This is a genomic window from Paracoccus sp. (in: a-proteobacteria) (assembly GCF_039808215.1).
Classification (GTDB): Bacteria; Pseudomonadota; Alphaproteobacteria; order Rhodobacterales; family Rhodobacteraceae; genus Paracoccus.
On the sequence record NZ_JBDHSP010000080.1, the window covers coordinates 1 to 12,322 of the forward strand.

Genomic DNA, 12,322 nt, shown 5'->3' on the forward strand with positions numbered 1-12,322 from the left:
GGTTCTGGCAGGCTTCGACACCCGCCACGATACGCCGCCTTCTCAGGCCCCATCACCCATTTTCAGCCATAGCCCCAGGTGCGCGAGCTTAAAACCTTGATGCGCCGCGCGAGCGGCAATGCTGCATGGGTCCAGAACGTCGCCGCGCTGACCGGCTGCACAAAGACGGAGGCCGAGGAGCTGATCGAGCAGCGGCTTGCCGAGGATCGGCAGGACTACCGGCCAGGCCGGAAGAAGGGAGAGAGCTGAAGGTTTTCGCTTCAGGCTCACCAAAGAACAGGGCGGGGAGCCGTGCCAGTCCTTCTGATCCCCCTTCGCTGACATGATGCCTGAGAGCTTCGAGAACCTGCATCAAGGGGCCGTGTCCTCGGCTTGCGCCTGCGGGCCGCACCAACCCCTTGACGCAGAACCCCGAACCTCTCTTTTCGGCATCAGCGAAGGCGGCTCCGAAGAACAGGCACTAGACGCCGGACGCCCCATCTTGGGCCGCTACCGTCTGTCCTCCTGCCTGATGTGGTACCTATCGCCGCGCGTGGGGCCGGTCCGCGAGATCACGAACAGCGCCAGCAGAATGAAGCCCGTGAGCTGCCAGTTCACCCACAGGCCGAAGGCGAGCGCGCCCAGGATCAGCGGCCATTTCAGGAGCGGGGCTTTGGCGGCCAGCCACAGGAACGGGTAGGCGAGGCCCAGGACTACCAACTTGAGCAGCAGCCAGCCTTTGCGAAGGTACTGGCCAAGGTGCCGCTCATAGGCGATCTGGCCGCGCAGCAGACGGTTTTTCAGGCGCAGCAGATCGTTTTCCTGGTGCTCCTTGTCGAGCCATCGGGACTCCTTCGGGCGGTTCCTGTTTTTCCAGTACCACCACTTGAGCCAGAGCGTCTGGCCGAGGCCCGTTGCCGCCCGTTTGCCCGCCACAACCACCTGCTTCTGCAACGCGCTGAGCGGGGCAGGGGCGGCCTTCACCATCGGGTTGGGATCGGCGAGCTTGCGCAGGCCCGTGCGATAGTACCCGACCAGCACCGACATGATCGGCGGGGTGCTTCCCGTCGAAAAGACGAGCTGCACGCTGGTCGGCAGGTTCATGATCTCTTGCGGGCTTTTCAGCACCTTCTGGTGACGTTGCAGGAGCTGGCCGACAGGATCGCTGCCGAACAGTTTCCGCACCGGCGGGGCATACTCGGGCAGGGTGAAGGTGCCGAGCTCCTCGGAGAGCTTCTTGGCAAGCTCCAGGTCGGACACGCCGAAGTAGGTCCGCACGTTGCACAGCGCCAGCAGCTCATCGGCCTGCGCCCCATAGGTGTTGCGGAGCTGCTTTTCGTTCTGCAGGACGAGGTGAACTTTCAGGCCCGCTCCGCGAAACTCCGCCATCGCCCCCGCCATCATCGACATGTGGCCGAGATTGGCGAACTCCTCGGCGACCAGGAGCACAGGGGCAACGCGGGACGGATCGCCCGCAGCTTGCGCCATGCAGGACATGACGAGCGCCAGCCACGGCTCGTTTTGCTGGCGGCGGTTGGCAGGGATCACGATGTAGACCGTCACCTTCTCGCGCTTGAGATCGGCAGGGTCGAACTCGTCGCGCGCCAGGTGTTTGCCGAGCGCCCCGGCGGGGGAATAGATGTTGGTGGCCTTGGTCATCGTGCCGACGATGCCCGCCCACTGGTTGCCCCCGGCGGCATTGGAGCGGATTTCAGCGGCGAAGCCCGACAGGTCGAAGCCTTCGCAAGCCTCCCATTTCTCCGCCTCCTTCAGCCACGCCGCCGCATCGCCGGTGCGGGCGTAGGTATAGAGATCGGGCAGGGTGACGAAGCCGCGCGTCACCGCCAGGTAGAGCGCCGCGCCGATCAGGACATTGCGGGCAGTCGAGGTGAAGAAGCGGCTGGTTTCGCTATCCTGCGGGCGATCAGGCATGATGATCGAGAGCAGGTTGCCCGCATCGTCGTACAGGGCGGGATTGCCGGGATGGAGCGAGCGCAGCGGGTTGAAGCTGCAATCGCCAAAATCACGACCGGCCGAGGCTTCCCCTTCCTGCGCGATCTCCTCCCGCCAGGGGTTGAGCACCACGATCCGGTTTTTCAGGTGATCGCGGCGCGCGCGCATCGTCACAGCCGTGATCTCGCCCTTGGGATCGGTGACGACGACCGAGCCGCGATCATACTGGAGCAGGTTCGGGATGATGAGGCTGGAGGTCTTGCCGGTGCCTTGCGGGGCGACGGTCAGGAGGTGGCCTTCGCCGTTGAAGTAGAGGGGGCGGTTCGTGGCAACGTCATAGCCGATGAACACGCCGCCCTTGTCGTACCAGCCGCCCGCTTTCAGGTCGTCAGGGTAGGCGAAGTGTTCGTCGCCGTAGGGGCGCAGGTTATCAAGCTCGGGCATGTCCTAGTCCCCCTGTCCGGCCTTCCATGATCTTCGCGGGGCGAGGAGCAGCGAAAATGCCTGCCCTCAGCCCGCGTCTGGTTTCGCCGGTACAGGCGGAAGGCCCAGCACGTCGCGCTGATCGGCCTTCTTCACAACCCGGTCGAGTACGTCCCACAGCTCTTGCCGGAACGCCTGATTCTGTTCGGCATGTTCGAGAGCCACTGCGCCTGCGATGATCTTGCGGCGGGTGTCGCGTTTGCGCTCGGCCTCGCGGAGCTTGGCCTTCTCGCGCTGGAGCTGCGCCTTGATCCGGGCTTCCTGCTGCTCCAGATCGGCGATCTTCTCCTTTGGGGTCTTCCGCCGTGCGCTCATGGCCTCATCAAAACTTGTGGAAATATTCTTGCTCAAGGTTTACCACACCGGCAACAATCTGGCAAAATTTAAGAGCAAGTTTCACGCGCAGCCAAGAGTCCGGCTGCATCCAAACGAGAGAACACGGCAGTATGGTGCGAGCTTCCATGACGAAGGAATGGCGCACTTATACATCGCAAGCGATGTGTGCGCGAACGTTCCGCCGTTCGATCCCTGCCCCTCGCGCCGGGGGGGCGGCTGGAGCTGCGCATGGCTGATTATCGGTTCTCAGCATCGGTCATATCGCGCAGCACAGGGCGCAGCGCGGTCGCTGCGGCGGCTTACCGGTCGGGCCAGCAGCTCCAGGATCAGCGCTACGGGGAGAGCCACGATTATCGCGCCAAGGGCGGCGTGCTCTACACCGAGATCATGGCCCCCGAGCGCACGCCCGCCTGGATGCTGGAGCGCGAAACCCTGTGGAACGGCGTCGAGGCGGCCGAGAAGCGCAAAGACGCCCAGCTCGCCCGCGAGGTGCAGCTTTCCCTTCCCCACGAGCTGACCGACCGGCAGCGCATCGAGCTGGTGCGCCAGTTTGTGGCCGAGCAGTTTGTCGCGCGCGGGATGATTGCCGATGTGGCCGTGCATGCCCCGCACCGCCAGGGCGACCAGCGCAACCACCACGCCCATGTCATGCTCACTATGCGCGAGCTGACGGGCGAGAGGTTCGGCAAGAAGGCGCGCGACTGGAACGACAAGGCCAATGTCGAACGCTGGCGGGAGGAATGGGCGCACCTTCAGAACCGAAACTTCGAGCGGCTTGGCATAGATGCCCGCGTTGATCACCGCACGCTGGAGGCGCAAGGGATCGACCGCGAAGCCCAGCAGCATGAAGGCCCGAACGTCACCGCCATGCGCCGCAGGGACGAGCCGTCCCGCATCGCCGATGAAAACGACCGCCGCCGCGAGGGCAACGGTCGGCGCGCCGATCTATATGCCGAACTTCTGCGCGTGCGCCGGGAGATCGAGCGGGAGCGCAAGCGCTTCGATGCCTGGACGCATCAGAAGAAGGCCGAGCTGGACTCCGCGCAGAGCCTTAGCCGTCTTGACCAGGGCCGCGCCCATGACCTGGAAGCGGGGCAGCTCGAAGATCAGCTCGATACTTATTACGGCCCCGCCCTTCGCACCGTGAAGGCGGAAGCCAGGATCACGGCGGAGCGGCTGAATGTCGGGGGTATCCGGGCGATCATCCGCCTGCTGACAGGACGAGAGCGACAAGACCAGGAACGCCTGGCCCGGCTCCAGGCCACCATTCGCGGCACCGAGCAGCGCATGCAGGAGGCGCGGGACGCCCTCAGGCGCAAGCACGAGGCCGACCAGGCGCGGCTGCGCGATCTCCAGGCAAAGCGAAGGCAGGAGCAAGAGCATGGGCTTGAGCGTGCCAGCGAGCGCAAGGCCGAGGAACTGAAATCCCGCGAAAGCGAGTGGTGGCAGCGCCAGCAAGCCCAGGAACAGGACAACCAGTCCTCACAGAAACCGCGAGAGCGCGGTCCCGATTTGGAGCGTTAGCCAATGCCGCTGTTAGGAATTATGGAGGTCTGAGATGAGGAAGAAGCGCTTTTCACTCTATTTGGCTGTAGTATCTGTTCTCCTTAGTGCCCTGAATATTTTTGGCGGCTTGGCAGATGTAATAGACCTGTCGGATTTTATGAGACGGGTGGCAGATAATTGGTTGCAGATATCTCGTGACTTCTGGTCACTATTCTTTTTGCCGCTTGATCTAGATAGAGCAGTCGTAATCTTCCTGAATCAAGCGCTGTTCGTGGGATTTTTAGTGCTGACGGTCGTGATGCCTAGTTGTCCTGAGCAGCTGGAGGAGGACGAAGATAATCAGGAATCTCTAGACGCATACGAAGCGTATGGTGTGAAAGAATTTTTCGGGCATGGCGGAGCAGTAGGCATCGGTGACTTAATCGCCTTAGCGTCCTCATGGGTTGTATTAATAGTATTCCTTTTCCTTCTTACATATGCGGTTTCTCCTGCGAGTTTTAGCTTCAAGCAGCCATTATTTGTCGCATTGGCAGTATTTTGGTTTCTTCTGCTTAGGCGTATTTCTGGGTGGTATGCGGAGCGGTTTGTTTCTCGCAACATGTCTGCGAAATCACCGCTTTATAAGGTTGGAGAAAATTACGTGAATAGCTTTGTAAATCGAATATCAATGAAAGTTGATGTTGGGGTCGCGTTGCGAGCTTTAAGTATAATAATATGTATCGGATTTCTTTTGGTTTCTGACAAGATCATTGAAACAGGGGTGATCCAAGAATATTTTCGACGGCGTGGTCTTATTGACTAAAACGGTCGTTTCTGTCCCCCTGCCCTGCTCCACCTGAAACCAACGGTCTGCGCGGGCCAAAACCCTCCTCCCAAAACCTTTGACCTTTTGGGACGTTTTTGGCACTATTTGGGCATGATCTTTGGCTATGCCCGCGTTTCCACAGAGGACCAGCTCCTCGATGCTCAGACCGACGCACTCACCGCAGCCGGGGCCGAGCGCATCTTCGCGGACAAGATCAGCGGCTCGACCAGGAAGCGCTCCCAGCTCGACCAGCTCCTCGACCAGCTCCGCACGGGTGATGTGATCGTTGTCACCAAGTACGACCGCTTGGCGCGCTCCCTGCGTCACCTGCTCGACATCGTAGAGGCCATCCAAGAGCGCGGCGGCGGATTCCGGTCGCTGGCCGAGGACATCGACACCACCACGCCGGCCGGCCGGCTGATCTTTCATGTGTTCGCCTCTATCGCGCAGTTCGAGCGCGAGCGCATCTCAGAACGCACCAGGGAGGGCCTGGAGGCGGCCAAGAAGCGCGGCAGGGTCGGAGGCCGTCCCCCTGCCCTCTCAGCCGCTCAGCGTGAAGAGGTGCGGCGCATGCGCGACGAGGAAGGCCGTCGCCTCACTGAGATCGCGCAGCTCTTTCGGGTCAGCGTGAAGACTGTCCGTAGAGCGTAAGGGCGCTCTTGCACCGGCTCCCCCCAAGCTATTGAGTTCACAGGCATCCGAATCGTCGGATGTGGTGGCGGTATGATTCATCGACGCCGATCTGTACAATAGAAAAAAGACTCGGCGATTAGATGTCAAAAAAATTCATATTTCAGGCAGCAACACAAGACAGTCATCTTGACGAAATTCGTGCCACGCTCGAAATGCCCGATCCTTTAAGGATTATTATTAGCGTTGCGTTTCTTAGCCACAGAGGGTTTTCCCTGCTATCCGACCTGATCGCGCCACACGCTGACAAGGCGATTGTTCTCGCCGGAATTCGCAACGGGATCACTTCGGCGCAGGGACTTCTGGCGTCGGTCAACACCGGCTGCAAGACATATGCCGTTGATACAGGCTCCAGAGGTGTCATCTTTCACCCAAAACTCTATCTGACAAGGACAGCCGCACAGGCCAGCCTTGTTTTGGGGAGCGCAAACCTTACAGTTGGCGGCTTGAATTCGAATATTGAGGCGAGCGTACGGCTGCTACTAGACCTCAAAGTTGGCGACGATGCCGCTTTTGTAGCGGATGTTGAAGGAAAAATCGACGGTATGATCGGCGGTTTTCCTCAGCATGTGATCGAAATCGCCGATCAGGCGGCGATCGAGGCTCTTCTCCGATCAGGCCGCGTTGTCGATGAGCGCGTTGTTACCGCTCCGACCCCAGGGGGATCGTCTGGAAACCGCGATCTGGACGCAGTTCCGAAAATGCAGCTTAACAAGAAGAGCTTGCAGCTCGGGGCAGTTCCGCAGTTGGGGGGCGGCCCCGCCGCTCCAGTCGCAGCGCCAGCAGCGGCCCCGGCTCCGGCTCCGGCACCTCCCGTTCCTGCCCCTGCCCCGGTTCCGCCTGCGGCCCCTGTGGCAGATCACCTTCAGCTTGTCTGGCAGAGCAACCCTTTGACGCGTCGTCCGCTGAACATTCCCACAGCGGCAGCCACGAACCCCACGGGCTCAATGTTCTTCACGAAGGGACAGACGGCCAATATCGACCAGCGGCATTATTTCCGCGAGGAAGTCTTCGGGGCTCTGCCCTGGGCACACGACACCGCCGCGGGCAAGGAACACCTCGAAAGAGCACGAGCCCGCTTCCGGATTGTCATCAAGGATGTAAACTACGGCGTTTTCGAAATGCAGCTCACGCACGACAGCCGACTCGATAGCCCTGCCTATGCGCAGAACAACAGCTTGACGCAGCTCCATTGGGGTGACGTGAAGCCACTTGTTGCGAAGGAAGATCTACTCGACCGAACGCTGTACCTCTACCGCGATGAAGAGCAGCCCGACCTATTTGTCATCGAGATCGACTAGGCAGCCTCAGACGACACCCTGTGGCGACGGTTGCGAAGCCGTTGCCAGCCCGACAGCAGCTCTTCCTGATCTGTCTTTGACAACCCAACTTCGCCCAGGACGCGCGTTGTTTGACGCGCCAAGACTGCATCCATAGGCATCGTCCTGACGGCCTTATCCAGTTCCTCGACCTGTGGTGTCACTTTAGAGGGAGGCGGCAGAAGTAGTTTTTCAATTTCTGATGGCACAAGTTCGAGAACGCCGCCGCCATAGTGACGGCCTTCCAGTTCGGCGCTCAGCGCCGTCAGACCATTCAGGAAGCTGTAGACCAGTTGTTCGGCGGTCCCCTCTTTGGCCCGAATACGATAAGCGGTGTCTGTCGTGTAAGCGCCTAGCTTATTAAGGATCAGCCGAGGCGTATCATGGCTGCGCTTTAGCATCCCGACCTCAGTCGAGTAGACTGACGGCACGGAATACCAAGGGCTGCGGATGCGGCATTTATAGCGCGTGTGAAGTTTCTCTCGGCGTCCCTGTTCGATATACTCTTTACCGGATTTGGTCTTTTCGACGCTTGTATCATTGAACCAGATAAAATTCGTAGGCTTGCCGCTGGAGGCGTTTGCCTGATGCTGAGCCTCGTCATAAACGATGCCGGGGCAATGCTCGCTGCGTCCGAACATTGGATGCGCCCACTTCTGAAGGCCGAAGCGCCGCACCGTGGCATCTTCCACCAGGAAAAACTTGTTCGCGCCGGTGACAATGCCGACATCAACTTCGGCAACATCATCGAAGCGTCGCGCGAGGTTGCGCTCGATCAGATCATCGAGAAGGTCACGCGTAGCCGGTTCCAGAAGCGCCCGCGTCCACTTTCCTTCAACAGTCTTCCCGTTGATCGACTGCGGGGCATGGAAAACGTCTTCTGGATCAAGCTTGAGAAATTCCCGACCGCGCACCGGGTACATTCCCAGTCCTTCGGCGTGATCGCTTGCCTTTGACTTTTTTTCTACAAGGAGGAGCACAGCACCTTGAAGCGTCCCTTCAAACCACAGCTCTTCCGGATCAACGACAACCAACCGCTTGGCCTTTGCACCCAGATAGGTGCGAAGGGACTGCGCATGCATGACATGGATGATCTCAGCCGGGACGACCATCGCAAGCCGCCCGCCGGGACGAAGAAGCTCGAACGATGCAAGTATGAACGAAACCCAAGCGTTGGTGTGCTTCGTGAACTTGCAGCCCAGGCGGTCGAAGATCGCCTGAGCGCGCTCCTGGAAGAGTGGCGGTAGGTACTGGTAGCGGATGAATGGGGGGTTGCCGACTACGGCATCAAACCGCTCGGTCTTGTCCCCCATCGCATCCAGAGCCCAACCCAGAAAGTCTGAAGCGCGGATATCGGCGTTGTTAATGCCAGCGCCCTGCGCTCTCTCATGCGACTTGCGCGCCTCGCCTTCGTCTAATTCAAAGGCAGTTATTTGCGCTGATAGTTCACGAGCGCCGATAGCACCCAAGAAGACACCATCGCCGCAGCTCGGCTCCAGAATACGCCGGGGAGCTATGCGCTCCACCCAGCGAACTAGGAACGCTGCAAGGTCGTCTGGAGTATAATACCCTCCGCGCAACTTCTCCGCAGATTCGAATTCTTTAAAGTTCATTTTCGTCCCGCCTCGTTTGCTTTTGTGTGTTCGGGACTTTCGGAGATGTAGCGCTCGATTCGCTCTATCATCCAATCCTTCAACGTTTTGTTTTCAAGGGCGAGAGCGCTGTAGAGCTGCCTCTTCACCGAGGGGTCTAGCTCCACCACTATCCTGCCCGAGTCACCCTTCGCCATGATGCCCGCTCACTCTTGTTATGTTACATAGTGAACGTTACATGCGGGGCCTGTCAAGCATGATTTGCATGCAATCATCCTTTCATGTTTTGCGCTTTGTATGCTTTCCACATCTTGAGGAAGAGCTGTTTCTTTGCGCCATGCGTGAAGTCGAACTCCCTGCCCGCTTGTTCGCTGAACTCGACAAACACCGCCTCAGGCACACGCACCTGGAGCGGTCGCAGTGGTGCCTTGTCATCCTCGCGGGGGTTGGCCTCGATCACGTCCTCGGCCTCTTCAGCAGGCGGCGGCGCACCCTTCCCGCTCTTGAGCTTTGAAAGATTGGTCGCCATCACGCCACCTTCCTTTCCTGTAGCTCTGCCATACGGTCTATGACGCTTTGCGCGACCTTCGAGGCCCGTTCGTTGAGTGAGCGGAAGGAGGTTTCGGTAATCGCCCTGCCCTGGTCGGAGGCCGAGCCGTAGGCGGTCGATACGCTGACCTCCCCTTCCAGCACCAAGTACCCTGCCTGGGTGATGTAGTCCCGCGCTGCCGTGTTCTCGCGCTCGCTGCCGGTCGTCTTGAACATGGCAAACGCGATCTTCTCGGGAGAAATGCCCTTCTTCCGCAGGCTGTGTGCCAGCACGACGCCGGGGTGAAGGTCGTCAACCGTCTGCCCGGTTGGGATCACCACGAGATCAGCCGCCTTCGCGATCTCGATGGTTTGCTCAGAGGCGTTCGGCTTACCGTCCAGGATCAGAGCGTCGAAGCGTTCCACCTCCTCCAGCGCGCTCTTGACGCTGGCGAAGCTCTGCACCTGGATTTCAGGGTGGATGTTGTTCTCTGCGCGCCGTCCTGCCCAATGCGTGCAGGTCTGCTGCTGCGTGTCCAGATCGGCGATCTTCGTAGCCAAGCCGCCCGCCACGAACTCCCGCGCCATCATCCGCGCCAGAGTCGACTTTCCGACGCCTCCCTTCTGGGACACCATTCCCACGATATATGTCATTGATACTGCTCCGATTGTTGCCCTTTGATTTTTCTTTCGATGCTAGCATGAAATCACCGAAGCCGCCAAGCATGATATCCGCCAATCCGCTAAGCATGATTAGCGCGTTGCATGCAGTGCGCGTTTGCGTCTTGCATGCCTTCCTACTTTGCGCCTACTTGTAAGGCCCCCGCGCCTTGCAGAAGCTCAGGAAGTTCGCGTCGGGGTTCTGGATCGGGATACCCTTCTTGTGCACCCACTCCCGCCACTCAGCTTCCAGGCCGCGAATGTCCCAACCAGGAGCGTGGCGCTTAGCCCGTGCATAGGTCGCGTCCTCATCCTTGAAGCGCAGCATCGAGGAGGGCAGGGGAGGGATGACCTCCTCCTTCTTTGGCCGCACCACCACGTTGTCATCTTCGATGCTGAAGGCGTAGTCGGGCATGTGACCGTGCGCTTCATCATCCTCGATGATCTTGCCGATCAGGCGGCGAAACTCCTTCTCAGTCGAGCCCGAACCGCACTTGTCGCGCAGCGTATCGAGGCCGATCAGCCACCTCGGCTGCGTCCCGCAGTGCTTCCGTGCCAGCTCGTAAAGGCGGCGCTCCAACGGCTTGCGAAGGAAGAAATATTTGCGATTGAGTGTCAGGACGTGGTTGTTCTCGATGGCATCGAACACCCAATCAGACAGGGTGATCTCAACGTCGAGCATCCGGCCATCGCGCGTTTCCTTGACGATCTCGGCTGAGTCGATCAGGCCGAAGACCTTGAAGTACTCTTTCCCGCCCTGGCGAAGGTTGGTTTCGATCTGCGTTCCCTGGAGGCGGCGCAGCGCGTCTTTCAGCAGCTCGTAGCCACGTCCCGAGGTCTGCCGGTTAGTGGCGACCAGAAGGTCATACGCCTTGAAGCGCATCGTGCGGTGCACCTTCCGACCCTCATTCAGCGCGGCCATGCACTGGCTGATGCAGTAGATCAGCACGTCGCGGTCGTGGACGGTTGCCAAGCCGTGGGTTGATGGGGAGATCGCGATCCAGTTGCCACCACGCTCGTACTTGCGCGGTCGCATGTCCGGCTTGGTCGAGAGGGAGAAGACAGGGTGCTCCATGGACGACATGTCGCCCTTGGGGACTGCATCCACGATATCGCAGACAAACAAGTCCTTCTGAGGATGGCGGTCGGGCAGGAGAGGGGAGCGGTCTATCGTCACTTCACACACCTGCACGCGCCAGAGGGGGATTCGTCATTTCACACACCTCGCCAGTATCGTCACTTCACACACCGGAGGTCAAGTTTCGTCACTTCACACACCGCCCAAACCTGTGGATAACTTCTCCCCTCTTTCGTCACTTTGCACACCAACTATCGTCACTTTACACACCAGTTTTCGTCACTTCACACACCGCTGATATTTGTAAGTCACTGGAAAACAACTAAAAAACGGGATTTTTGGGGACTGTAACTCTGACTCTAACTATATTTAACTCTCTCTGAGGCTTTGATTTTTCAGATTCAGGGTGCAGCCGTCACCGTATCGAGAAGCTCTTGGCCCAATTTTTCTTGGCAGAGGGGGGAGCATGTGAGTTGGCCCCGTCTTATGAAAAACGCCCCTCCCTGTGGGCAGAGAGGAGCGCTTCCGGATATCTCCGTTCACGGTCATCGGCGTCCCCGCCTGTACCGTACTTCCATCCTACCATGATATCTTTGTTCTACAAATATCCCGGAGGTGAATGCCCCGAGAGGGGCAGAGGAGGCAGAGCCTCCTTGCCGCCGCCGCAGGCGGCCAAAAAGATGCTATGAAGCAGGGCAGGGGGCCTTGCCATGACTGATTTTCACCGCTGGCTGAACGATCCCGCGCCGTATTCGTCGGCCTGGTGGCGCGCGCAGCCGCCCGAGCCTCTGGCGCTTACCGTGAAGAAGTTCCTCTCGCGGCGCGACCAGCTCTCGCCAGCCGTCCGCCGCTATCTGGACAAGCACCTTCCGGGCCTCGATATCGCCGAACAGATCGACGCGGAGATGCGGCGGCTTGGGGTCTTGCCATGAACGGGCCTGTCGATCCGCTGCCGCACTTCCGCTGGCTTGTCACCGCCGCCGCCAAGAGCTGGCAGCTCTTGCGCGACTCGGAGCCGCCGATCCAGGGGCACATTCTTGAAGGCTCGCTCGAGGCGCACCGCGTCCTGATGCTCTCGAGGTGGCGGGAGGAACGGGCGAAGGCATCGCTGCGGACGGAGCATAGCGAGCGCATCGTTCACGATCTCGGGCGCATGGCGCATGAGGCCGCGCATTTTTATCGCCTGATCTGCCAGCTCGAAGGCGATCATCCTCTCGCCGATCCGTTCAATCAGGGGGTGCTGGACCGCCAGCTCCAGACCTACGCGGGTACTTGGCAGGACATCTGGCAGAGGCGGGCGAGGAAATGACCGCCCGCCAGGTGCGCGAGCTTAAAACCTTGATGCGCCGCGCGAGCGGCAATGCTGCATGGGTCCAGAACGTCGCCGCGCTGA

General features: G+C 59.7%; 14 protein-coding genes. 7 read left to right on the forward strand and 7 right to left on the reverse strand.

Annotation, left to right across the window (positions count from 1 at the left end; all coding sequences use genetic code 11):
• Window positions 1-78: 78 nt before the first annotated feature.
• Window positions 79-249: a hypothetical protein gene (locus tag WMK75_RS16445; RefSeq protein ID WP_347268686.1), complete on the forward strand. Its 171-nt coding sequence runs from the start codon at window positions 79-81 to the stop codon at window positions 247-249.
• A gap of 240 nt (window positions 250-489) precedes the next feature.
• On the opposite strand, the gene WMK75_RS16450 is transcribed toward WMK75_RS16445, so the two are convergent.
• Both WMK75_RS16450 and WMK75_RS16455 read right to left on the reverse strand, forming a co-directional pair.
• Complete coding sequence (locus tag WMK75_RS16450; protein WP_347268687.1) at window positions 490-2,376, reverse strand: type IV secretory system conjugative DNA transfer family protein; 1,887 nt, start codon at window positions 2,374-2,376, stop codon at window positions 490-492.
• Between the two features lie 66 nt (window positions 2,377-2,442).
• On the reverse strand, window positions 2,443-2,766 hold the full coding sequence (locus tag WMK75_RS16455; protein WP_347268688.1) for a hypothetical protein: 324 nt from the start codon (window positions 2,764-2,766) through the stop codon (window positions 2,443-2,445).
• 213 nt (window positions 2,767-2,979) lie between these two features.
• On the opposite strand from WMK75_RS16455, the gene mobQ reads away from it, so the two are divergent.
• The 4 genes from mobQ (at window position 2,980) to WMK75_RS16475 (ending at window position 7,053) form a co-directional block, all read left to right on the forward strand.
• Complete coding sequence (gene mobQ, locus WMK75_RS16460) at window positions 2,980-4,275, forward strand: MobQ family relaxase (RefSeq protein WP_347268689.1); 1,296 nt, start codon at window positions 2,980-2,982, stop codon at window positions 4,273-4,275.
• 34 nt (window positions 4,276-4,309) lie between these two features.
• A complete protein-coding gene (locus tag WMK75_RS16465; protein WP_347268690.1) occupies window positions 4,310-5,059 on the forward strand; it encodes a hypothetical protein in 750 nt (249 codons plus the stop codon).
• 114 nt (window positions 5,060-5,173) lie between these two features.
• Window positions 5,174-5,713 carry a recombinase family protein gene (locus WMK75_RS16470; protein ID WP_347268691.1) on the forward strand — a complete coding sequence of 180 codons (540 nt, stop codon included), beginning with the start codon at window positions 5,174-5,176 and terminating at the stop codon, window positions 5,711-5,713.
• 122 nt (window positions 5,714-5,835) lie between these two features.
• The gene (locus WMK75_RS16475; RefSeq protein WP_347268692.1) at window positions 5,836-7,053 is read left to right on the forward strand and encodes a phospholipase D family protein; all 1,218 of its coding nucleotides are present in this window, start codon (window positions 5,836-5,838) and stop codon (window positions 7,051-7,053) included.
• Here WMK75_RS16475 and WMK75_RS16480 read toward each other — a convergent pair.
• From WMK75_RS16480 to WMK75_RS16500, 5 genes are all read right to left on the reverse strand, one after another.
• Window positions 7,050-8,684 (reverse strand): N-6 DNA methylase, encoded by a 1,635-nt coding sequence (locus tag WMK75_RS16480; protein ID WP_347268693.1) that lies wholly within the window; start codon window positions 8,682-8,684, stop codon window positions 7,050-7,052. The two genes, WMK75_RS16475 and WMK75_RS16480, sit on opposite strands and share 4 nt — an antisense overlap.
• Complete coding sequence (locus tag WMK75_RS16485) at window positions 8,681-8,860, reverse strand: hypothetical protein (RefSeq protein WP_347268694.1); 180 nt, start codon at window positions 8,858-8,860, stop codon at window positions 8,681-8,683. The genes WMK75_RS16480 and WMK75_RS16485 overlap by 4 nt, the downstream gene beginning before the upstream one ends.
• Before the next feature lie 74 nt (window positions 8,861-8,934).
• The gene (locus tag WMK75_RS16490; protein WP_347268695.1) at window positions 8,935-9,192 is read right to left on the reverse strand and encodes a hypothetical protein; all 258 of its coding nucleotides are present in this window, start codon (window positions 9,190-9,192) and stop codon (window positions 8,935-8,937) included.
• A complete protein-coding gene (locus tag WMK75_RS16495; protein ID WP_347268696.1) occupies window positions 9,192-9,845 on the reverse strand; it encodes a ParA family protein in 654 nt (217 codons plus the stop codon). The genes WMK75_RS16490 and WMK75_RS16495 overlap by 1 nt, the downstream gene beginning before the upstream one ends.
• Window positions 9,846-9,999: 154 nt before the next feature.
• Entirely contained in the window at window positions 10,000-11,028 is a 1,029-nt protein-coding gene (locus tag WMK75_RS16500) for a replication initiator protein A (RefSeq protein WP_347268697.1), read from the reverse strand.
• Window positions 11,029-11,639: 611 nt separating this feature from the next.
• On the opposite strand from WMK75_RS16500, the gene WMK75_RS16505 reads away from it, so the two are divergent.
• On the forward strand, window positions 11,640-11,861 hold the full coding sequence (locus WMK75_RS16505) for a hypothetical protein (RefSeq protein WP_347268698.1): 222 nt from the start codon (window positions 11,640-11,642) through the stop codon (window positions 11,859-11,861).
• Complete coding sequence (locus WMK75_RS16510; protein ID WP_347268699.1) at window positions 11,858-12,238, forward strand: hypothetical protein; 381 nt, start codon at window positions 11,858-11,860, stop codon at window positions 12,236-12,238. Before WMK75_RS16505 ends, WMK75_RS16510 begins: the two co-directional genes overlap by 4 nt.
• Window positions 12,239-12,322: the final 84 nt, after the last annotated feature.

Excerpts from the sequence above, each read along its gene's own strand:
- WMK75_RS16450 (WP_347268687.1), bottom strand. The coding sequence starts at position 2,376 with ATGCCCGAGCTTGATAACCTGCGCCCCTACGGCGACGAACACTTCGCC.
- mobQ (WP_347268689.1), top strand. The coding sequence starts at position 2,980 with ATGGCTGATTATCGGTTCTCAGCATCGGTCATATCGCGCAGCACAGGG.
- WMK75_RS16465 (WP_347268690.1), top strand. The coding sequence starts at position 4,310 with ATGAGGAAGAAGCGCTTTTCACTCTATTTGGCTGTAGTATCTGTTCTC.
- WMK75_RS16470 (WP_347268691.1), top strand. The coding sequence starts at position 5,174 with ATGATCTTTGGCTATGCCCGCGTTTCCACAGAGGACCAGCTCCTCGAT.
- WMK75_RS16475 (WP_347268692.1), top strand. The coding sequence starts at position 5,836 with ATGTCAAAAAAATTCATATTTCAGGCAGCAACACAAGACAGTCATCTT.
- WMK75_RS16480 (WP_347268693.1), bottom strand. The coding sequence starts at position 8,684 with ATGAACTTTAAAGAATTCGAATCTGCGGAGAAGTTGCGCGGAGGGTAT.
- WMK75_RS16485 (WP_347268694.1), bottom strand. The coding sequence starts at position 8,860 with ATGGCGAAGGGTGACTCGGGCAGGATAGTGGTGGAGCTAGACCCCTCG.
- WMK75_RS16490 (WP_347268695.1), bottom strand. The coding sequence starts at position 9,192 with ATGGCGACCAATCTTTCAAAGCTCAAGAGCGGGAAGGGTGCGCCGCCG.
- WMK75_RS16495 (WP_347268696.1), bottom strand. The coding sequence starts at position 9,845 with ATGACATATATCGTGGGAATGGTGTCCCAGAAGGGAGGCGTCGGAAAG.
- WMK75_RS16505 (WP_347268698.1), top strand. The coding sequence starts at position 11,640 with ATGACTGATTTTCACCGCTGGCTGAACGATCCCGCGCCGTATTCGTCG.
- WMK75_RS16510 (WP_347268699.1), top strand. The coding sequence starts at position 11,858 with ATGAACGGGCCTGTCGATCCGCTGCCGCACTTCCGCTGGCTTGTCACC.